We start from the raw sequence: 20,816 nt of genomic DNA on the forward strand, positions 1-20,816 counted from the left end.
CCGTTGACAGCACGCAGAAGGGTAGCGTAGTTATTACATTATGAAAGCAACTATCACAACAAGAGAGTTTAGGGATGATGCAGGTCTTGTTCCGATAGGGAGCGTGGGGCAGGTGGGGATCCTCGTGCCGGACCTCGACGAGGCCATCGACCTGTACGGACGCGCCTTCGGCATCGAAGAGTGGCTCTGCTATCACTACGACCAGGAGTTCATGCCCTGGTCGCGCTTCGGTGATGAGGAGGGCGCATTCGAGATGAAGCTCGCGATGGGCGGTTCCAATCCCCAGATCGAGCTCATCCAGCCATTGGCCGGCCCAAGTATCTACCACGAGTTCACCGAGCAGGGCCGCAGCGGCCTCCACCACTTGGGCGTATTCGTGGACAGCCTGGATGCCGCGATCACGCTTATGGAGGGGTCCGGATACCGGGTTACGCAAACGGCGCGCGGTTATGGCCAGGGCGGCGACGGCGGATTCGCCTACTTTGACACCGATCGTGATCTCGGCGTTGTGGTCGAGGCAATAGAGATCCCGGCCACCCGCAGGCCGGCGACTGTGCGACGGACTGGAGGAATGTAAATGTTGGATAGCAAAGCTGTTTTGAGCCCCGTGCGCATCGATAACCCGTTGATGGCAGAGAGTGTGGCTGTGGTTGGTCCCTCCCGGGACCCGTGGAAGACCTCAGGGCGGACACTTGATTACCTCGCCCGCCTCGGATTCGAGGGGCGGTACTACGTGGTCAGTAGTGTGCACAAGGAAGTGCTCGGTGTACCCACGGTGGAGACGCTCTCCGACCTCCCCGAGGTGCCCGACGTTGCCGTCCTCGTTGGACCCGCCGACAGGGTTATCGAGGATCTTCGCGAGTGCGTGGCGCTCGGCGTGCCCTTCGCGGTCGCGTTCGCCGCCGGCTTCGGTGAAACCGGTCGGCACGACCGCGATGAGTTGCTCCGTGCGGAATTGGCCAAGGGCACAACCCGACTCATCGGCCCTAACTGCATCGGCTTCATGCACGTGGGCCGGTCGCTGACCGCAACCTTCTCATCGGTCCTGCAACGTGGTGCGATTCCGACCGGTCACGTGGCGATGTTCAGCCAGAGCGGCGGACTGGGAAACGCGCTCATGCAGTCCCTCGCCGCACGCGGTGCGAGCGGGTTGAGCGCCTGGGCCAGCTCCGGGAACGAGATTTCGACGGGCTTTACCGACTGGGCGCAGTGGCTGGGCGCTGATCCGGACACGCATGTCCTGGCTTGCATCGTCGAGAGCTTCAGCGCAAGGGACGATCTTGAGGCCGCTGCAACCGCCGCGGGGGACCGCGGTATCCCGGTCATCGTCCTGAAGCTGGGACGGTCCACCCGCGGCGCGATGAGCGCCCAGTCCCATACCGGCAAGCTGGCAGGCAGCGGCCGCGTCGCTTTAAGCGTCCTCCGCCACCGTTTTGGAATGGTATGCACGTCGCCTGAGCAACTCCTTGACCTGACCGAGACGTTCGACGTCTTCCACGGGCGGCTCTCCGGCCGGGACCAGGAGCTGACCGTGGTCACGACCTCCGGTGCCCAGGTGGGGCTGTGGAATGACCTGGCCGATGACCGCGGCCTGACGTTCCGCGACCTTGAACCGGAAGCGCTCCGCTCGATCGGTGACGCGGTGGGCAGCAATCACCTCGGCAATCCCATCGACGTTGGAGTACAGTCAACAACTGCCGACTACCTGCGCATCGTTGAGCGGGTTCTCACCACGACGCCGGACGGGTGGGTTATCGTGACGGCGACCCGGCTCGCGCACGACTTCGATGAGCTGGCGGCCGGTATCGCCGCGATGACCATCCCGGCGGGAGTACGTGTCATGGTGGTCCCGCTGTCCGAGGACGACCGGGTCACGGCCGCCCAGGCCGGCATCCTGCGCAAGGCAGGAGTCCTGTCCCTGCCTACAGCCGGGCGGGCTCTGGATGCCATCGCGGCCGCATCCTCCTGGGCGCAGGTCCAAAGCACCCGTGCCAACCGCGGCGATCTGGTGGGGGCGGCGCTCAAGGCGGTGCCAACGGGCGGGACGTGCAACCTGACCTGGCGCGAGGTGGCAGAATCCCTGGCCAAGTCCGGCGTTCCTGTACCGGCCAGCCGCGCCGTCAGTGATGTCGACGGCGTCGTCCGGGCTGCCGAGGAGATCGGCTTCCCGGTAGCGATCAAAATCGATGATGCCGAGATCCTTCACAAGGCAGACGCTGGAGGCGTCTTCATCGGCGTCAACGACGCCGACAGCGCCCGCGCGGCAGCGACCCAGCTCACCTCCATCCAAGGGGAGGCCGCGACGATCTCCGTCCAAACCATGGCGCCGGGGAAGACCGAAGTCCTGGTCGGGCTCCGGCGCGATCCCGAGTTCGGCCCGGTCCTCGTCATCGGCGCGGGAGGCGGGATGACTGAGGCGATTGACGATATCAGGATCCTTCCGCTGCCAGTGTCCCGTTCGGAGGTCCGCCAAGCTATCTCTGACGTGCGCGTCGTCGCCGCAAGCCTTCGTGGGGAGGCCGGGGGGAGGACCCTCGACGCGCTCACCAGTACTGTGATGGACATTCTTGCCTGGGCGGAAGAGCACGGGAACATCCACGAGTTCGAGTTCAATCCCATCCTTGCGGACCCGGCAACAGCGACCGTCACTGTCGTTGACGCTGTTGTGTCGGTCCATACCACCTCGTCAGGACCAACAACATGACTACCGCCACTACCGGTGTACCTGCAAAGCAGATCACCGATGAAGACGTCGCCTACATGAAGAGCTTCATCGGTGAGTCAGCCGTTGTTGTGCAATGGAACGAGGAAGCCAGCACCGACTCAGTCCGCCACTACGCGTGGGGGATCGGTGACGAGAACCCGCTATGGCTGTCGGATTCGTACGCGCAGACAACGCGTTACGGCACCCGGATCGCACCCCCCACATTCCTCTACTCAGTGTGCGACGCCGAACTCGCGATGGGGATGTCGGAGGGCATCCAGGCTATCCACCTCGGTGCCGACCTCGACTTCCGCCGGCCGATACGCCTGGGGGAGCGGGTCCGCGCCCGGGCCTTCGTCGAAGACGTCCGTGAACGCGTGGGACGCCGCTCGGGTCGCCTGGTAGAGCAGGTGGGTCGCACCGACTACTTCGTCGGCGAAGAGCTTGTCGGGATCGTCCGCAATACGATCGTCTGCGTGGCTCGAAGTTCCGAGGGCCAGCGGATGCACGAACCGCGCGACCCCCATGTCTACACAGACGAGGAGAAGGAACAGATCCGAGCCGCGATCCTGGCCGAGGAGATCCGCGGCCAGCGTACCCGCTTTGCCGAGACGGTGTCCGTCGGCGACGTCGTCCCGCAGGTCGTCAAGGGTCCGCTCGATCTCATCACCATGACCGCGTACTACGCGGGAGCAATCGGTACCGCCGGCTACCGCGGCGTCGAGACCCGCGTGCGCCAGCAGGAGCGGGTGAGGAACGGCGACCCAAGCGCGCCGACGAACCTCGGCCCCGAACACTTCCTTTCCGAGCCCTTCCCGAGCCTGGGGCACCAGGATCCTGCAATGGCGCACGCGATCGGCATGCCGGGCGCGTACGACAACGGCAACCAGCGCGTGTCATGGATGGCACACTGCGTGACCAACTGGATGGGGGACGACGGCGATCTCGTCTCGCTTTCGGTGCGCATTAAGCAGCCCGGTGTCTTCGGTGACACCCAGTGGATTGCAGGCGAGGTCACCCGCGTGTTCCGCGATGAGACCCACGGAGCATGCGCGGAGGTCACGGTGAAGGCCATCAACCAGCTGGGCGTGGAGACCACGAGTGCCGTAGCGGTCGTGTCACTGGCCGAGACCCGGAGCAGTTGACCCGCGCACGGGCTGAAGGTTGATAGCTGACGCACTTTCCCGCCTAATTGGCGTCCATTGCCATGCCGGTCCCGACCCGGCGGCTCTTAGCGTTATTTGTGAACGAAGATCGGCAAAGTGGCCGACGCACTGACAACAAAGGAGATCCGGTGGGCTTTTCAAGAGTACGAAACCAGGATGGGTTGTTCCATCCAACGAGTGGTGACGCCAGTGACCAGTGAAGACGCGCGTCCAGGGAGCGAAGCCATGTCAAACAACCACATCCAGACCTCCGCGGGTGAGACTGAGGAATATTCCGTCGTCGTGATCGGCGCGGGCATGGGGGGCATTTACGCCCTCCACCGGTTCGCAGATCTGGGACACGACGTCCACGGCTTCGAGGGAGCAGACGGCGTCGGGGGCGTCTGGTATCACAACGCCTACCCGGGTGCCCGCGTGGACTTGGAAAGCCACAGCTACGCCTTCATGTTTGATCCCGAGCTTTACGCGGGCTGGGACTGGAGCGAGCGGTACGCCGCGCAACCCGAAATCCTGCGGTACCTCAACTATGTTGCGGACCGCCTCGAGGTGCGCCGCAACCTCTCGCTGAGCACCTGGGTGACCTCCGCCGACTGGCACCCTAACGAGAACAAGTACCTCATCAAGACCAATACCGGCCGGACGGTTTGGGCCCGCTATCTCGTGATGGCGACGGGACAACTCTCCAAGCCCCGGAAGCCGGACTTCCCGGGACTCGATGATTTCGAGGGGGAGTGGTATCAAACCGCCCATTGGCCCCAAACCCCCGTTGAGATTGCCGGCAAGCGGGTTGCCCTGATTGGAACAGGATCTTCGGGTGTGCAGGCTGCCACGGAGATCGCCAAGACCGCCGGGCATCTCCATGTCCTGCAGCGAACTCCGAACTACTCGATACCTGCACACAATGGGCTGGCGGACAGGAGGAAGAAGGCCCGCCTCAATAAGAAAGTTCTGCAGCTGCGTGAGGAGTCATACAATTCCCCAGTTGGCTATGTCATGCAGGGCTTTGCGGGCAAGGCTTCAGACTTCTCCGAGGAACAGCAGCAGCAGATTCTCGAGTCCAGATGGGCGTTCGGGGGCCAGACCCTGCTCGGAACCTTCTCCGACCAGGGGACGAACATCGAAGTCAACAACGTCGTCGCTGAGTTCGTCCGCGGCAAGATCCGCGACATGGTCGACGATCCCGAGACCGCCGAGAAGCTGATGCCCACCGCCTACCCGATCGGCATCCGTCGGCTCTGCATCGACACCGGGTACTACCCGATCTTCAATCAAAGCAATGTCAGTCTCGTTGATCTGAGAAGTGATCCGGTTGAGCGGATCACCAGGACCGGCATCAAGACCCGGAACAATGAGTACGAGATTGACCTCATCGTTTTTGCCCTTGGCTTTGAGGCCTTTACCGGCGCTTTGGACCAGGCCAACGTACGCAATGAGCATGGCCAGCAGCCGAGTGACCGGTGGAAACATAAGCCGCAGACCCATTTGGGGGTCATGACGCATGGATTCCCGAACCTGTTTATGCTCACCGGCCCTCAGAGCCCCAGTGTGCTCGCAAACTTCTTCGCTGGGAACAACCAACACGTTGATTTTGTGGCGGCCATCGTTGCGCATGCCGAAAAGAAGGGCGCCGTCCGCATTGAGGCCAGCATTGAGGCGGAGAGGGAGTGGGGCGCCCACTGCAATGAGATCGCGGAGCCGCTCCTCCGGCGAGCCGTGGACAACTACATGGTCCACGTCAACAAATACGACGGCTCGCGCTATTTCATTCCGTATGCCGGTGGCTTTGACAAATACGTCAAGAAGGTCGAAGAAGTTGTCTCCGACGACTACCGCGGCTTCGTGTTTACGAAGGCTTTCGCACTTGGCAATGCAGGACAATCCGCGAATGAAAGCCGGGGCCGTGACGCGGTCCTCACGGCGAAGTAAATAGACAGCCAAGGGGCTCCCCGGAAGCCGGACTGGTCATCCAGTTCAGGCTTACGGGGAGCCTTTTGTTCTTGCGGACCATGTTTTCGCCGACTCGCTGCGCAAGGGCACATGGCTTGCACCCATGACGAAAAACTTTGGCGCAGTTTCCTTTCTTGTTGGCGTTGATGGCCATGCCGGTGCAGCCCCGCCCGCTCTTAGCGTTGATTGTGGGCGAATCAGCAGAGAAAGCCGACGCACTGACATCAAAGGAGATCCGGTGAGCTTTCCCGGTTCGAAACCCACATCCGGCCGCCGACGCTAAGGCCGCGACTACCAAAAACTACACGGATATAAAGGAATGACAATGAGCAACATACTCGAAGGCAAGACCGCAATAATCACAGGTGCCGGCTCGGGCATGGGCTTGGCAACTGCCCGCCTGTTTCATCAGCACGGCGCAAACATCGTCGTGGCGGACTTTTCCGGGGCCCAGGAGAAAACGGCTGTGGAGCTCGGAGACCGCACGGTGCCGATCCAGGCTGACATCTCAAACGCGGCAGACGCGAAGGCCATGGTCAGCCTGGCCGTCAGCGAGTTCGGTGGACTCGACATTCTGTGCAATATCGCAGGCGCCAATGCTCCGATGGTCCAGCACCATGAGGCGCTGGAGTCCGACTTCGACAAGATGATCAACGTGAATCTCCGAGGCGCTTTCCTCACGATGAAGTTTGCCATTCCGGCGATGCTGGAGCGCGGCGGGGGATCGATAGTCAATGTGGCTTCAGCCGCAGCCTTGATGGGAACGCCTTTGTACGGCAGCTACAGCGCTGCCAAGACCGGCCTCCTCGGGCTTACCCGCACCATCGCTCTTGAATACGCGGAGCAAAATATCCGCGCGAATTCCATCTGCCCTGGCCCCATCAGGACTCCGATGATGGAGGAAGCACTGGCGGAAAACCCTGCCGCTGCGGACTATCTCATCAATATGGTTCCGGCACGTCGTGTCGGAACCGCAGAAGAAGTAGCGAATGCCGTCCTGTTCCTCGCCAGTGAGCAGTCTTCGTACATTACCGGCGTCGCGTTGCCTATCGACGGCGGCCAAACTGCTGCGTAGCTGTCCAGACGTATTCGGCCCGGGATTGGTCAAGGAGCGATCACTCCCACTCGAGCACCGAGAGGAAGAAACCCATGTCCCAAAAATTTATGACCCGGCCTAAGGTCAGTGCATTCGGCAACGACCCCTTGGTGGTGAGAAGCACGTTCGCACAGTTTCCGTCCGGAGTTGCGGTGCTCGCGGTCGAAGCCGGAGGCGAGAAGCATGCACTCGTCGCGTCATCGTTCATGGTCGGAGTGTCGCTCGAACCGTGCCTCGTCGCGGTAGCTGTGCAGAAGTCGTCGGAGACATGGGAGCAGATCAAGGATGCTGCCTCACTCGGTGTTTCGATCTTTGGCAAGGGGCAGGGACATCTGACCCGTAAGCTCGCAGGCAGGGACCGCGCTGCACGCTTTGAACAGGTGGCCATCGACGTCGGCAAGGACGGGGCAGTGTTCATAGAAGACGCGGCGTTGTGGCTCGAGTGCTCGATCCATGAGGTTTCAGAGGCCGGCGACCACTGGATGGCCCTGCTTGAGGTGAAGAAGCTCGGAGTCGGCGAAAACGAGCCGCTCATTTGGCACGGTGCCAAGTTCCGCGAGCTTGTCAACGCGCAGTCGATCGACGTCGTGTAGCGACTGTGCGGTTGCTGCGCGTTGGAAGGGGAATATGAGCGCAAATGATGCGGCGTCAGGCGTGGGGTTTCCCTCGCGCGCTGCGCATGACATCCCTGCGGAGCGCACCGTGGTAGCCGCCGTCATCCAGTGGCGGGACAAGATTGCCCTGTTCAGAAGGAGCGGAAATCTTGGCCACGACAGCGGCCTTTGGCACTGCATTACCGGTTTTATGGAAGCCGGTGCCACGCCTGAACAGCAGACCCTTGAAGAGTTGTTTGAAGAAACCGGTCTCGAAACCAAGGATCTCCTGGGTCTTCTGCGGGGACCGGACTTGGTGGTGGCTGACGGCTTGAGCAATCCTTGGCTCATCCATACCTTCACTGCCTTGACGTCCCGACGGCGGCTGAAGATCAATTGGGAAAACGACGCCTACCGGTGGACCGCTCCGCACAAGGCCAAGCGTTTCGCTAACCGCGTGGACTGGCTGGACAACGTACTCGATGCGACCGGTCATGTCCCGGGTATCGCTGCGGCTGGCCCGGGAATTGCGCGGTGACGGACCCTGGGTTCGGCTCCACGTCAGGAGGCCCGACGCTCCCTGCGCTTGTTGTTGGGTGCCTCCTGAAGGATGAGTTTCAACAGGCCGGGAAAGCGGGCTTCGAGGTCATCACTGCGCAGCCGGCTCATGCGACGCACTCCAACGTCGTACTGACGGATCACGCCGGCCTCACGCAATACTCGAAAGTGGCGCGTTCCGGCGGACTTTGTGACAGGCAGGGCAAACTCAGTGCACGGAATATCGTCACCGCTGTTCGCCAGCTGGATGACGATCCGCAGCCGCACCGGGTCAGTCATGGCCTCCATCAGGCGGAACAAGTCCATATCGCTGACTTCAGGGTGAGTTAGGGGAGTGTAGGTTCGGCTGGCCATGTGCTCATTCTATCTACAGAATTCTCTATGTTTACGCTGACGCGAACATAAGCTAGGTTTGATCGAGGCCCATGCTGTGCTGGCCCAATACGGGCCATAGCGTTCGAGGCTCCCCTCCATCCACCACACACTCAGAGGAAACAAATATGTCCACCCTAGGAATCATTGGCAGCGGAAACATTGGTACTGCCATCGCTCGTCTGGCCGTAAACGCAGGCGTCCCTGTAGTACTGGCCAATTCCCGCGGGCCGGAGAGTCTTAGCAACCTGGTCGCGGACTTGGGTCCCCTGGCTTCCGCGGGTTCCATAGAACAGGCCGCCGAGGCCGGAGACGTAGTCGTGTTGTCCATACCGCTGATGGCGCACACGTCCATTCCTGCTTCACTGCTGGCGGGCAAGGCGATACTCGACACCTCCAACTACTACCCGTTCCGGGACGGAAGAGTTGCTGAGCTGGACGAGGAAAGACTGACGACAAGTGAATTCGTCCTTCGGCACTTCCCGGGAGCCGGATTGACTAAAGCGTTCAACAACATCCTGGCCCACCACATCCCCGAATTGGCGCGTCCTTCAGGGGCCGCTGACCGGACCGGCTTGCCGGTTGCGGGAGATGACGGCTCCGCCAAATCCAAGGTGGTCAGGCTGATCGACCAATTGGGCTTCGACACTGTGGACGCCGGTCCGCTGGCTGAGAGCTGGCGTTTTGAACCGGAAACCACGGCCTACACCAGACTGTACGTGGCCGATCCCTCCACCCCGGACGAGCGTCTGCTCGAATCTGCAGCAGGGCCCGTGTCGGCTGAGCGTCTGAGCGAGGCGTTAAAGAAGGCTGAACCTGTGCGGGTTGCAGCGCGAAAGTTCTAGAAAGGCCATTGGCCGCCGACGCTTGACGCTGTTTCTTAACTTCATGGCGCCCGACTAGCTACCTGTCCTGAAGCTCCTGCTTTTAGCGTTGTTTCCAACGAGGGTAGGCAAAGACGCTGCCCGGCGTTTGGAGTAGAAAGAACTGGATATATGTCCCTCACAGATGCTCAACTGACCGAGTTGTATGACAAGCAAGCCCTCCACGACAATCTCATGTTGTACGCGAGAGGAGCGGACCGGCACGACCGCGAACTCATGAAATCCACCTACTGGCCCGATTCATTCGACGATCACGGTGGCTACGTCGGAAATGGCCATGGATGGGCGGATGCAGCCATGGCCTGGCACGACAAGATCCATGGCTGCAGCCACCACATTTCCAATGTCCTGTCCGAGATTGACGGGAACCGGGCCAAGCGCGAAAGCATGTTTATCTGTGTGGTCCCGTTCAAGGACCCCGACGTGACGATGTTCCAGGCCGGCCGCTACCGCGACTTGTGTGAGAAGCGCGATGGCGTGTGGAAAATCCTTCATAGGACCTGCATCTGGGATTGGATCGACGTCCGGCCCATCAACTCGGACTGGGACGTTGTGAATGTTCCTCGCGTCTCGCACTGGGGAGCCTGGCATCCCGAGGACCCGATCTACAAGGACTGGGTGGACAGCCCGCCGACGGAATTCTCCCGGTAACCTGGACCTGCAGCTGGCTCGCGTCCGTGAACCAACACTGAAGCGCCTGCCAGCCCCATTGACGGGGCCGGCAGGCGCTTTGGCTTTTGTGCGGTATCAGTCCGCGTAGGGGTCGGCGATGCCGATGTATTGGGTGGTGCTGTATTCGGCGATGCCTTCGGAGCCGCCTTCACGGCCCAGGCCGGATTGTTTGACCCCGCCGAAGGGGGCTGCGGCGTTGGAGATGACGCCGGCGTTGAAGCCGACCATGCCGAACTCGATCTGCTCCGCGACCCTGAGCAAGCGGTTGAAGTCGCCGCTGTAGAGGTATGAAGCGAGGCCGTATTCGGTGGCGTTGGCCAGGGCGATGGCGTCCTCCTCGGTTTTGAAGGTGGTGACCGGGGCGACGGGGCCGAAAATTTCCTGGCCTAGAATCGCTGCGCCGTTGGGAACGTTGGCGAGCACGGTGGGCTGGTAAAAATAGCCGGGCCCGTCCACGGGCTTGCCGCCGGTGACGGCGGTAGCCCCGGCGTCGACGGCGGCAGCCACCAGGGCGTGCACGTCCTCCCTCGCACCGGCGTCGATCAGCGGACCGACCTGGGTGGAGGGGTCGGTGCCGCGGCCGGTGGTCAAGGCGCCCATAGCTGCCGCGAACTTGGCCGTGAACTCCGCGGCGACCGAGGAGTGGACCAGGAACCGGTTGGCCGCGGTGCAGGCCTCGCCCATGTTCCGCATCTTCGCGGCCATGGCACCCTCGACCGCCTTGTCCAGGTCCGCGTCCTCAAACACGATAAAGGGGGCGTTGCCGCCGAGTTCCATCGAGGTGCGCAGGACGTTCTTGGCGGCGTCGGCCATGAGCCGCCGCCCGACCGGTGTGGAGCCGGTGAACGAAACCTTCCGCAGCCGTGAGTCTTTGAGCAGCGGCCCGGAAATCCCTGAAGCAGATGAGGAGGCGACCACGTTCAAGACCCCTGCCGGCAGTCCGGCGTCGAGCATGGTCTGGGCAAAGTATTGCGCGGTCAGCGGCGTGAGCTTGGCGGGTTTGAGGACCATGGTGCAACCAGCCGCGACGGCGGGGGCAACTTTGCGCGTGGCCATCGCGAGCGGGAAGTTCCACGGCGTGATCAGCAGGCACGGTCCGACGGGCTTGTGCTGGACCAGGATCTTGTTCTTGCCCTCGGGTGTGGTGAGGTAACGGCCGTAGTCGCGGACGGTTTCCTCGGAGAACCAGCGCAGGAACTCTGCACCGTACGTGACCTCACCGCGGGCTTCGGCCAGCGGTTTACCCATTTCCAGGGTCATGAGCAGGGCGAAGTCCTCGGCGCGTTCGCTGACCAGGTCGAAGGCGCGGCGCAGGATTTCGGCACGCTCACGCGGAGCGGTCCGCGCCCACGAAGCTTGCACAGCGTCGGCAGCGTCGAGGGCGGCTACCGCGTCCTGGCTCGTGGCAGACGCGAGCGTCGCCAGGACCTCGCCGGTGGACGGGTCGTGGACGTCGAACGTGCCGCCGTCGGATGCGTCCCGCCACTGCCCGCCAATCAGCAGGCCGGTGGGGACGGAGTCGAGGAGCGAAGCTTCGCGTTCGGGTGAAACGGCAGGGGAAAGCGCGGAAACAGTCATGAAGGGAAGTCCTTAAAAGTTGTAGGGGTATGGGCTGGCGCAACCGACCCGGGGCTGATGGGGGAGGGTTAGTAGGCTTTGACCCGCTGCTCAACCACCAGATGGATGAGCGCAAACACGCTGTCCTCGTCGATGGCTCGCAGCGCCGCTTTGATAGCGGCAGGAACGTCCGCATCATGTTCTACCTTGACGCCGAAGCCGCCGAAGGCCTCGGCCATGAGCGCAAACTCCGGGTTCTTCAACTGCGTTCCGGACACCCTTTCCGGGTGGTGCCGTTCCTGGTGGGTGCGGATGGTGCCGTATTCCTGGTTGTCCATGACGATGACCAGGGGAGTGGCGCCGTACTGGGCGGCGGTGGCCAGTTCCTGGCCGTTCATGAGGAATTCGCCGTCACCGGCAATGGTCACCACACGCCTGCCCGGGTATTCCAGGGACGCGGCGATGGCGGACGGTATGGAGTAGCCCATTGAGCCATTGCGGGCACTGATCATCGAGGCATAACGCTGGGTGGGGAAGTAGCGGTGTGCCCAGTTGGTGTGTTCACCGGCACCGAGGGTGACCATCGCGTCGGCCGGCAGTGTGGGGACGAGGTTGGCCATCAGGGTGTCCATCCGTGCCGGACCGGCCGACGGCGTCGCCCGCGGAAGCGCTGCGAAGGCTTCCTGCTCCCTGCGCATTTTGGACGTCCAGTTCACCCAGTCATCTTTGACGGGAAGTTCGATCTTGGCCAGGTCACGGATAAAGACGTCCGGTTTGGCCAGGATTTGGTAGGAGACGGGTCCGGAGCGGCCACGGAGGGATGGGTCTATGGTGACGAGGAAGTTCTTTTTGGTCCAGTCCTGGCGGCAGAGGAATCCGTCGGTAATAACATCCCCGGGGACCGTGCCAACGAAGATCAGCAGATCGGTTTCCTCCAGCAGGTCGTAGGTGGGGCGGGGCCGGCCGTAACCGATGGGGCCTACGTAAGACGGGGAACCGAAGGGGATGGTGCCTTCCGTGCGCCATTCGGCGGCGGCCGGGATGTGATGCTTTTCCAGCCAGTGCGTGAGCTGGTCGGCGCCTTCCTGGGTCCAGTCGTTTCCGCCGGTGACGAAGAGTGGTTTGCTGGACGCGGCCAGGGCATCGGCCAGCGAAGCCGCGTCCACAGTTGTCATTCCGCCGGTGGCGACCGGTATGGGTGGATGGAGTTCGGCGGGGATCTGCCGGCGGATCACGTCTTCGGGGAGGCCGACGACGACGGGGCCGGGCCGTCCGCTCATCGCCGCGAACAGGGCTTCGGCGACGATTTCGGAGGCACGTTCGGCGTTATCGAGGACCATCACGCGCTTGGCGCCGGTGTCGAACCAGGCTTTGATGTCGAACTCCTGGAAGGCCTCGCGGTCCCTGTGGGCGAAGGGAATCAACCCCACGAACAGAACCATGGGGGTGGAGTCCTGCCACGCGGTGTGCAGGCCGACATGCGCGTTGGCGGCGCCAGGCCCTCGGGTAACCATCGCGATTCCCGGAAGCTGGTTCATCTTGCCGTCGGCCTCGGCCATGTACGTGGCTCCACCCTCGTGTCGGCACACGATGGTTTCGATGGGCGAGTCGTGGAGTCCGTCAAGGACGTCGAGGAAGCTCTCACCCGGCACAACATGGGCCCGTTTGATTCCGTGGGCGGCCAGCGTATCAACAATGACGTGCCCGGCGGACTTGCGGGATATCGGCAGCAGATCCCCTGGCAACTCGTCTTGCTCGGCTGTTACTTGAGTCATGGATAAAACCTTTTCGCTGGATGCCGCGTCGTTGCGCGACAGGATTCAGTGGGGATGCGATTACAGGAGGATACTGAGCGGGCTCTCGATGCGCGCTTTGAAAGCGGCCAGCAATTGTGCTGCCACCGCGCCGTCGATAACACGGTGGTCTGCTGAGAGCGTGCAGCTCATGACCGTGGCCACTGCCAACTGGCCCGCGCGCACCACGGGGCGCTGCTCGGCGGCCCCGACGGCCAGGATCCCTGCCTGGGGCGGGTTGAGGATGGCCGAGAACTCCCGTGTCCCGTACATTCCCAGGTTCGTGAGGCTGAAGGACCCGCCGTCGAGTTCCTGCTGCCGGATCCGGCCGGTGCTGGCACGTTCTTTGTAGTCGCCCATGATCCTGCCCAGGGAGCTGAGGGAGAGGTTTTCCAGGCCGCGGACCACCGGTGTCAGCAGGCCGTCTGTGGTGGCGATGGCCACGGAGATATCCACCGTGGAATAGTGGCGGATGGCGTCTCCTTGCCAGGAAGCATTTGCAGCGGGCACGTCCGCAAGGGCACCTCCCAGGGCTTTGAGGACAAGATCATTGACGGTTGCCTTCCGGCCCGCAGGGAGCGAGTCCTGGTTAATTTGCTTGCGCAAAGCCAGGAGGGCATCCATTTCAACGTCGATGGAGAGATAGAAATGGGGAACGGTTGTCTTCGACTCGGTGAGCCGCCGTGCGATGGCCTTGCGCATGCCTGAGAGCGGTATGTCCTGGAAGTTTTGGACATCGGCCGTCTGCGACGAAGCCGTTGGGGCAGCGGGGAGGAGCTCTTCCGCCTTGGGGACGGGTTTCGGGCTTTCGGCTTGTTGCCTTCCGGCAGCTTCAACATCTCCGCGCAGGATCCTGCCGTTGGGTCCGGAGCCCGCCAATGCTGAAAGGTCGATGCCCATTTCTTTTGCGAGCTTTCGGGCCAGGGGTGACTTGAAAATGCGCGAGTCCCGTCCCTGAGCATTGCGGGTCGGCTCCTGGTTCGCGTCCGGAGCCGCAGGCCGCGTATCCCGCCGGGTTGTTTGTGCTTCAGTGTCCTCCGGCACGGAATGCTCGGCAAGGCTATGCGAGGCGCCGCCGGCGGCGGCGATTTGCTTGTCTATGGACGCCTCGTCTTCCCCCGCTTCCACGAGCACAGCAATGGGCTCACCGACACCCACGGAAGTTCCCGGCCGTATTAACAGCCTTCCGATAGTGCCCGGAAACTCAGCCTGTAGTTCAACAGTGGCCTTTTCAGTCTCAATTTCGGCTATGGGCTGCCCGGCGGCGATGGTGTCACCTATTGTCACGAGCCAGTCCTGGAGGGCTGCCTCGGTGGCGTCTGCGACGACGGCCGGCATAGTGATGATTGTTGCCATGGTGAATGTCCTTCGATGGATCGGGTTCAGGAACGGCCGAGGTTGCGGGCTACGTCGTCGAAGCCCGCAAGGACGTCGTCGAGATCAGCGTTGGCGGCAGCCTCAAGGACTTTCGAGATGCTCGGCGCGGCTTCCTTACCCGTGACTCGCTGAACGGGCTGGTCGAGGTAGTCGAAGAATCTGCGCTGGATCTCGTCGGACAGCCAGCCGCCATATGAGGTGCCGCGGGCACCCTGCTCGACGATCAGGACGTTGTTGGTCTTCTGGATTGAGGCGCCGATCGTGTCCCAGTCCAGGGAGGCCCGGTCAAGCCACCGCAGATCGATAATTTCGGCATCGAGATCGAGGCGCCGCTCGGCAGCCTGCAGCGAAACATCCACCATGTTCAGGTAGCTCAGTACGGTGACGCCATCGCCTGCCCGCCGCACGGCAGCTTTTCCCACTGGCAACTGGTAATCGAGGTTCCCCACGGGTATGTCTCCCTTGGTCCCGTAGAGGTCGACGTGTTCGAGCACGAGCACCGGATCCTGGAGTTCCAAAGCAGTATTCATCAGGCCGATATAGTCGTGCGGCGTTGACGGCGCCACGATGCGCCAGCCCGGGTTGTTGGCAAAGATCCCTGCCGGATCCATGGAATGCTGGGAGCCATAGCCGGCTCCCATTGCCACCTTGGAGCGAAGGACCACGGGCATCGAGGACTGGCCGCCGAACATGTGCCGGGCCTTGCCGATCTGGTTGAAGATCTGGTCAGCCGCCACCCACAGGAAGTCCGAGTACATGAATTCAACGACCGGTTTGTAGCGCCCGGTCATGGACAGGCCGCCTGCGAGGCCCGCGAAGGCGTTCTCGCTGATCGGTGTGCCCAGGACCCGATCGGGATAGGCGTCCTTCAGCCCGCGGGTAGCCCCGTTGGTGCCGCCTTTGAGCCGGTGAACGTCCTCGCCCAGGACCAGCACGCCGGGGTCCAGGTCCATCCGGCGGCCGAGTACATCCGCAATTGCATCCACGAAGCGGCGCTCCTCGGTACGGGCTTCTGTTTGTTCTCCGGTGGTTGATTCTGTCAGGGCCGGTTCGCTCCTGATATCGGTATCCACCGCGCCGGGATCCGGCCAAAGCGCGGGGCGGATCCGGCGGGCGCCTCTTGTGCTTTCCGGGTCTTTCTCGGTAATTCCGTCAACAATCCGGGTGATGTGCTCGGTGATGTGCGAGGTGAGATCACTCAATTGTTCGTCACTGAGGAGTCCGCGCCGGGTCATCTCTGCGGCCAGTTTGGCCAAGGGGTCGCGGTCACGCCACTGCTTCTCCTCCTCCTTCGTCCGGTAGCCGAAGGCGCTGCCGGGGAAGGGGCCGTTCTGGTGGAAATAGCGGTAGGTTTCCGCCTCGATGAGGGTGGCTCCCTTGCCGGCGCGCATGTGATCCACGGCTGCCTTCTGGGCAAGGTAGACCGCGAGGGGATCCATGCCGTCCACGCGCCAGGACCTGATGCCGAAGCCGGGGCCACGAGCCGCCAGACGAGGTTCACCGGTCACGTCGGCAACATGGGTCGAGACCGCGTAGAGATTGTTCTCGATATAGAAGCACAGCGGCAAGCGCCAGGCCGCCGCCAGATTCAGCGTCTCCAGCGTCGACCCTATATTTGAGGCGCCATCGCCGAAATAGGTCACAGTGACCCCCATGCCGCCAGCCTGCCCGCCGTCGTCGTGGACTTCTGCGTCATGGCGCTGTGCCCAGGCATTGCCCGCGGCAAGCGGCACTCCGCCACCCACGATCGCGTTCGTGCCCAAAGCTCCGGCCTCAAGCCATTGCAGGTGCATTGAGCCGCCCCGGCCGCCGCTGAACCCGGCCTTGAGACCCAAAATCTCGGACATCGTCCGTCGGATGAATTCCGTGACCTGGTCGTTCTTTATCCCGTCGATGATCGACATACCGTTCGGGGACAGATAGGCAAGACCCTTTGCCAGGAATTGGTGATGGCCGCGGTGCGTGCCGTTGACGCCGTCAGCACCGCGCAGCGCGAGAACGGATCCTACGGCTGCTCCCTCCTGGCCAATGCTGGAGTGGGCCGGGCCGTGTACGAGGCCCTCTGCTGCCAGCTGCAGGACAACTTCCTCAAAAATCCGGATGGTGTGCATTTGCACCAGCATGGATTCGAGCAACTCGGGAGCTGCCGCGTCCCAGTCTTCGCGGGTCGTGCGCAACTCTGTGCACTTTGTCGAGTAGGTCAAGGGCGTGGTGGTTGACATCTTTGGCTCCCATGGGCGTACATGCATCGCTTCTGCGTTCGTCCCACCTTAAGCGTGCGAATGGATCCAGTGCAAGGAATACAACCCTGTTTAATGCGCCAATAATCCTCGAATGGATCCATTCGCCGTGAGTCCGTATGCTTTACGTATGGCCACCCAAGCTGTTCTGTTGAAGAAATCGGGCGCTGCAAGTCAGCGCATCGCAGACGAACTGAGTCAAAGGATTCTCGACGGGGACCTCGCGCCCGGCACGAGGATCCGCCAGGAGCAGATCGCGGAAGAGTTCGGTGTGAGCAGGCTGCCGATCCGTGAAGCGCTGCGCATTCTTGAATCACATGGACTCGTCACACTAGTTGCCTCCTCTGGAGCCTGGGTCAGTTCCATGAACCTCGCTGAGTGCCAGGAGACGTATCTGATCCGCGAACGCGTTGAGCCGCTCGCGCTGGGCCAGGCCATCGACAGCGTCAGCACCGAAACTTTGGATCGGCTCACTCGGTTGGCCATGGAGATGGAGAACTGCCAGGTGGTGGAGGATTTCGTCGAACTGGACCGCGAGTTCCACCTGCTCAGTTTTCAGGACGCGGGCATGCCAACCTTGCTGGAGATGGTCGAAAGGCTCTGGAACACCACCCAGCATTATCGGCGCGCATACGTCCAGCTGATCGGTCCCGAGGGGCTCGAAGACACGCATTTGGAGCATCGGCTCCTTTTGGCGGCCATCCGCCGGCGTGACATCCGCTCTGCGGAGGAATTGCTGGCGATGCATGTCCGCAAAACCCGCATTGCCCTGCTTGATCACCCTGAAATATTTGATCGCTAAAGAAACTTGGTTGGAGAAGTACATGAACCGGGACGTCGAACAGCAAGATGATGCCCTCAAGGAACGGCGCGGGCTGCCGGGTATTCGTGGCACGGACCACGTCGGATTCACTGTGCCCGATATGGAACAAGCTCACGAATTCTTCGTCAACGTCATAGGGTGCCAGCATGTCTACTCGCTGGGGCCGTATCCGCAGGACCCTGAGTTGATGCGGACGAAGCTTAACGTCCACCCGGAGGCGACACTGGCGGAGATACGCTTCTACCGCTGCTTCAACGGGGCGAATTTTGAGGTCTTCAACTACTCCTCCCCGGATCAACGGCGGGAACAGCCCCGCAACAGTGACATCGGCGGTCATCACCTCGCCTTCTACGTCGAGGATTTGGATGCAGCTGTCGACTACCTGAAGGGCCAGGGGATCCAGGTACTCGGGGAACCGACCTTGAGCTCAGGAGCCAGCAAGGGCCAGTGTTGGGTCTACTTCCTGGCGCCTTGGGGGATGCAATTCGAACTCGTGTCCTTTCCGCAAGGAAAAGAGTACGAATCGCAAACACCCCTGCGGCTCTGGATGCCGTAAGGAGAGCTGGCGCAACGGCAATCTCTGTCACGAACACACCCGCTGGGACGAGGACGACGCTGCATGCCGGCGGCTTCTAGCTTGCGGGGACCTTGCGCGAAGTGGTGGCGGCGTCGTCCAGGGCTTCAATGTAACGCGTAATCGCATCGCGGTTCTGGATGAGGAGATCAATCTTCTGCGACATCCGCTCCCGCTCATGAATCAGCAGCTCCCGAAGTTTTGGATCGGGGTCCGCGACGACAATCTCCTGCGGTTGATCCAAGCACGGCAGGATGTCACTGATAATCCTTGTCGGTATCCCAGCATCAATCAGGCCGCGGACCTTCTGCACGCGGTCCAGCAGATAGTCGTCATAGACGCGGTAGCCGTTGTCGAGCCGGCGTGGCACGACCAGCCCCTGCTCTTCGTAATACCTCAGCATGCGTGCGGGCACGCCCGACCGCTCTGCCAATTCTCCGATACGCATGGCGCTCCTCTGTCGTCGGCTTGACGTAAACACTAGCGACAACAAGAAGAATTTGCCTCGACCTGACACTCATATCATGATAGTTTCACGCTTCATGGGAAAGTTTTCTTGACGAGAACTCCGAATCGTAGGTACTGTCGGCGTACCTACCCCCGAAGTGAAGGTTCGGGCGGTCATCACATGAACACCCAGCCGCCTTTGGCGCTGGCACAACGCGCTCAGGAGAACAATGCGGACAACGAAGTCGCAGGCTGTGAAGGCTGGTGAACCGACGCTGGGGCAACACACGGATACCACGGTTTTATCCCCGGCAACCCCCTCGGAGTTTGGGCCGCAGCAGAGGAAGCTATTGCGCCGGACCATCGCCGGCAGCGCTGTAGGCAACATCATGGAGCAATACGATTTCGCTTTGTACGCATCGGCGGCCGCGCTAATCTTCGGAAAGCTGTTTTTTCCAAGCTTCGACCCGACTGTCGCCCTGCTTGCCGCGTTCACGACCCAGGCCGTTGGATTTATTGCGCGCCCGCTGGGCAGCCTGGTAGCCGGCCACATTGGTGACCTCCACGGTCGAAAACGCGTCCCGGTCGCCATGCTGCTCATCGCAGGCATTTCGACCACCGCCATCGGGCTTCTTCCGACATACGTTGCCATCGGGATCTGGGCGCCAATTTTCCTCGTCATACTGCGCTTCGTGCAGGGCTTTTCGTTTGGTGGCGAATACGGAGGTGCCATTTTGATGGTGAGCGAGACGGCCCCCCGCGAAAAGCGGGGCTTCTACACAGGGTTCATCCCGGCATCATCAGCGCTCGGCGGCGTGCTTTCGACAGTCGTACTTTTCGCCGTGAGTCTCCTGCCACCGGAAACTTTCGAGGCGTGGGGCTGGAGAATCCCGTTCCTGCTATCGATTATCCTCGTCGTGACTGGCCTCATCATTCGGCTTCGGCTCAAAGAGACCCCGGTATACAAAGACGCAGAGGTAAAGGGAAAACCCACCCGCAAACCCATCCTCGAAGTGATTAAGACCAATCCCAAGCAACTTCTCCTAGCTGCGGGAATCAGTTTCGGATTCGGCACCCTCAATTACGTCGTACTGGGGTGGTTGTTGAGCTACACCGCTGTGGACCTCAAGATTGGCGCGGGCCTGGGCCTGATTGCCTTGGTGATTGGCTATGTTTTCTATGGCATCAGTGACTGGGTGAGCTCTGCGATCTCCGACCGGGTAGGTCGACGCCCTGTCATTCTCACTGGTGGAATTGCTTACGGGGTCTGGGCATTTCCGATGTTCGCCATGGTCGACACCAAGAGTCCCGTACTGATCGTGGTCGCAATGGCCGTCTCCCTCACCCTGAGTGGCATGATTTACGGTCCCCTAGCCTCGTTGATTAGTGAGCTCTTTGCCACCAAGTTCCGCTACAGCGGTGCGTCGATGGGCTACCAGCTCGGACAGACCCTGGGTGGTGGATTCTCGCCCCTGATCGCAACCGGCCTGTATGCAGCAACGCTGGCCTCGTGGTCAGTCGCCATCTACCTCGTCATCGCCGGGCTCATCACAGCAGCGTGCGTATTCTTCATGACGGAAACCAAGGGACGAGACCTCACGCACTGACCGTCAGCCAACTGTCGCTGGTTCTGCCCGCCAGGAGGGGGCAGAGCCAGTGTCAGGCGTTTGGTCCAAGCCCAATGTGACGTGCATTCGGGCGTTCTTGGCGTGGATACCTATGTCCGGCCGGTACCGCACGCGATTAGCCTTAATTGAGAACGAGGCTTAGTGAGAAATCCATCGCAATGCCATCAAAGCAGCACTTGCTATGGGATTGACCAAGATCAAATGACCCGCGCCGTCCGTTCTGCCATAACCCGCCAAGTGGGTATCCGGTTAGCTCAGGTATTCTGGGTAAATGTCGAGACCGGATTTTCCGCGGACGATTCTGGAGTTCCAGTCGCGGTTTGGCGACGAGAAGGCGTGTCTGGACTATCTGCTTGAGTGCCGCTGGCCGGAGGGCTACGTGTGT

At 61.6% G+C, this 20,816-nt stretch carries 18 protein-coding genes and 1 pseudogene; 13 read left to right on the forward strand and 6 right to left on the reverse strand.

The genetic code is table 11. From position 1 onward, the window contains the following. Nucleotides 1–103: 103 nt before the first annotated feature. The 7 genes from AB4Z38_RS19700 (at nucleotide 104) to AB4Z38_RS19730 (ending at nucleotide 8,044) form a co-directional block, all read left to right on the forward strand. Complete coding sequence (locus AB4Z38_RS19700; RefSeq protein WP_441431266.1) at nucleotides 104–577, forward strand: VOC family protein; 474 nt, start codon at nucleotides 104–106, stop codon at nucleotides 575–577. After that, nucleotides 578–2,704, forward strand: coding sequence for an acetate--CoA ligase family protein (locus AB4Z38_RS19705; RefSeq protein ID WP_441431267.1), 2,127 nt, complete (start codon nucleotides 578–580; stop codon nucleotides 2,702–2,704). Further along, nucleotides 2,701–3,849 carry an FAS1-like dehydratase domain-containing protein gene (locus AB4Z38_RS19710; protein WP_441431268.1) on the forward strand — a complete coding sequence of 383 codons (1,149 nt, stop codon included), beginning with the start codon at nucleotides 2,701–2,703 and terminating at the stop codon, nucleotides 3,847–3,849. Before AB4Z38_RS19705 ends, AB4Z38_RS19710 begins: the two co-directional genes overlap by 4 nt. A 246-nt stretch (nucleotides 3,850–4,095) precedes the next feature. Beyond that, a complete protein-coding gene (locus AB4Z38_RS19715; protein WP_441431269.1) occupies nucleotides 4,096–5,796 on the forward strand; it encodes a flavin-containing monooxygenase in 1,701 nt (566 codons plus the stop codon). Nucleotides 5,797–6,142: 346 nt separating this feature from the next. Then, on the forward strand, nucleotides 6,143–6,892 hold the full coding sequence (locus AB4Z38_RS19720) for an SDR family NAD(P)-dependent oxidoreductase (RefSeq protein ID WP_441431270.1): 750 nt from the start codon (nucleotides 6,143–6,145) through the stop codon (nucleotides 6,890–6,892). Between the two features lie 74 nt (nucleotides 6,893–6,966). Then, on the forward strand, nucleotides 6,967–7,506 hold the full coding sequence (locus AB4Z38_RS19725) for a flavin reductase family protein (RefSeq protein ID WP_441431271.1): 540 nt from the start codon (nucleotides 6,967–6,969) through the stop codon (nucleotides 7,504–7,506). 34 nt (nucleotides 7,507–7,540) lie between these two features. Beyond that, nucleotides 7,541–8,044: an NUDIX domain-containing protein gene (locus AB4Z38_RS19730; protein WP_441431272.1), complete on the forward strand. Its 504-nt coding sequence runs from the start codon at nucleotides 7,541–7,543 to the stop codon at nucleotides 8,042–8,044. A gap of 23 nt (nucleotides 8,045–8,067) precedes the next feature. Here AB4Z38_RS19730 and AB4Z38_RS19735 read toward each other — a convergent pair whose 3' ends face one another. Then, nucleotides 8,068–8,418 carry an ArsR/SmtB family transcription factor gene (locus AB4Z38_RS19735; protein ID WP_441431273.1) on the reverse strand — a complete coding sequence of 117 codons (351 nt, stop codon included), beginning with the start codon at nucleotides 8,416–8,418 and terminating at the stop codon, nucleotides 8,068–8,070. Nucleotides 8,419–8,489: 71 nt separating this feature from the next. Here AB4Z38_RS19735 and AB4Z38_RS19740 point away from each other — a divergent pair, with 71 nt between their 5' ends. Next, entirely contained in the window at nucleotides 8,490–9,281 is a 792-nt protein-coding gene (locus AB4Z38_RS19740) for an NADPH-dependent F420 reductase (RefSeq protein ID WP_441431274.1), read from the forward strand. A 150-nt stretch (nucleotides 9,282–9,431) separates the two neighbouring features. After that, complete coding sequence (locus AB4Z38_RS19745) at nucleotides 9,432–9,971, forward strand: nuclear transport factor 2 family protein (RefSeq protein WP_441431275.1); 540 nt, start codon at nucleotides 9,432–9,434, stop codon at nucleotides 9,969–9,971. A gap of 96 nt (nucleotides 9,972–10,067) precedes the next feature. Here the strand turns inward: AB4Z38_RS19745 and AB4Z38_RS19750 are convergent, their stop codons facing one another. From AB4Z38_RS19750 to AB4Z38_RS19765, 4 genes are all read right to left on the reverse strand, one after another. Continuing rightward, nucleotides 10,068–11,570, reverse strand: a complete 1,503-nt coding sequence (locus AB4Z38_RS19750; RefSeq protein ID WP_441431276.1) for an NAD-dependent succinate-semialdehyde dehydrogenase — start codon at nucleotides 11,568–11,570, stop codon at nucleotides 10,068–10,070. A 68-nt stretch (nucleotides 11,571–11,638) separates the two neighbouring features. Continuing rightward, complete coding sequence (locus tag AB4Z38_RS19755; RefSeq protein ID WP_441431277.1) at nucleotides 11,639–13,324, reverse strand: thiamine pyrophosphate-dependent enzyme; 1,686 nt, start codon at nucleotides 13,322–13,324, stop codon at nucleotides 11,639–11,641. A 60-nt stretch (nucleotides 13,325–13,384) separates the two neighbouring features. After that, nucleotides 13,385–14,698 carry a dihydrolipoamide acetyltransferase family protein gene (locus AB4Z38_RS19760; RefSeq protein WP_441431278.1) on the reverse strand — a complete coding sequence of 438 codons (1,314 nt, stop codon included), beginning with the start codon at nucleotides 14,696–14,698 and terminating at the stop codon, nucleotides 13,385–13,387. Nucleotides 14,699–14,724: 26 nt separating this feature from the next. Then, on the reverse strand, nucleotides 14,725–16,941 hold the full coding sequence (locus tag AB4Z38_RS19765) for an alpha-ketoacid dehydrogenase subunit alpha/beta (RefSeq protein WP_441431279.1): 2,217 nt from the start codon (nucleotides 16,939–16,941) through the stop codon (nucleotides 14,725–14,727). A 112-nt stretch (nucleotides 16,942–17,053) separates the two neighbouring features. Between AB4Z38_RS19765 and AB4Z38_RS19770 the strand changes: the two genes are divergently transcribed. Together AB4Z38_RS19770 and AB4Z38_RS19775 are read left to right on the forward strand one after the other, a co-directional pair. After that, nucleotides 17,054–17,761, forward strand: a complete 708-nt coding sequence (locus AB4Z38_RS19770; protein ID WP_441431280.1) for a GntR family transcriptional regulator — start codon at nucleotides 17,054–17,056, stop codon at nucleotides 17,759–17,761. A gap of 10 nt (nucleotides 17,762–17,771) precedes the next feature. Further along, a complete protein-coding gene (locus AB4Z38_RS19775; RefSeq protein WP_441431281.1) occupies nucleotides 17,772–18,338 on the forward strand; it encodes a VOC family protein in 567 nt (188 codons plus the stop codon). A 76-nt stretch (nucleotides 18,339–18,414) separates the two neighbouring features. Here AB4Z38_RS19775 and AB4Z38_RS19780 read toward each other — a convergent pair whose 3' ends face one another. Continuing rightward, nucleotides 18,415–18,804, reverse strand: coding sequence for a MerR family transcriptional regulator (locus AB4Z38_RS19780; RefSeq protein ID WP_441431282.1), 390 nt, complete (start codon nucleotides 18,802–18,804; stop codon nucleotides 18,415–18,417). 349 nt (nucleotides 18,805–19,153) lie between these two features. Here AB4Z38_RS19780 and AB4Z38_RS19785 point away from each other — a divergent pair, with 349 nt between their 5' ends. Both AB4Z38_RS19785 and AB4Z38_RS19790 read left to right on the forward strand, forming a co-directional pair. Then, nucleotides 19,154–20,410 carry an MFS transporter gene (locus AB4Z38_RS19785; RefSeq protein WP_441431283.1) on the forward strand — a complete coding sequence of 419 codons (1,257 nt, stop codon included), beginning with the start codon at nucleotides 19,154–19,156 and terminating at the stop codon, nucleotides 20,408–20,410. 292 nt (nucleotides 20,411–20,702) lie between these two features. Continuing rightward, nucleotides 20,703–20,816, forward strand: a pseudogene (locus tag AB4Z38_RS19790) (IS1595-like element ISAbc1 family transposase); the annotation flags it as partial.

Source organism: Arthrobacter sp. 2RAF6, from assembly GCF_052115205.1.
Taxonomy (GTDB): domain Bacteria; phylum Actinomycetota; class Actinomycetes; order Actinomycetales; family Micrococcaceae; genus Arthrobacter.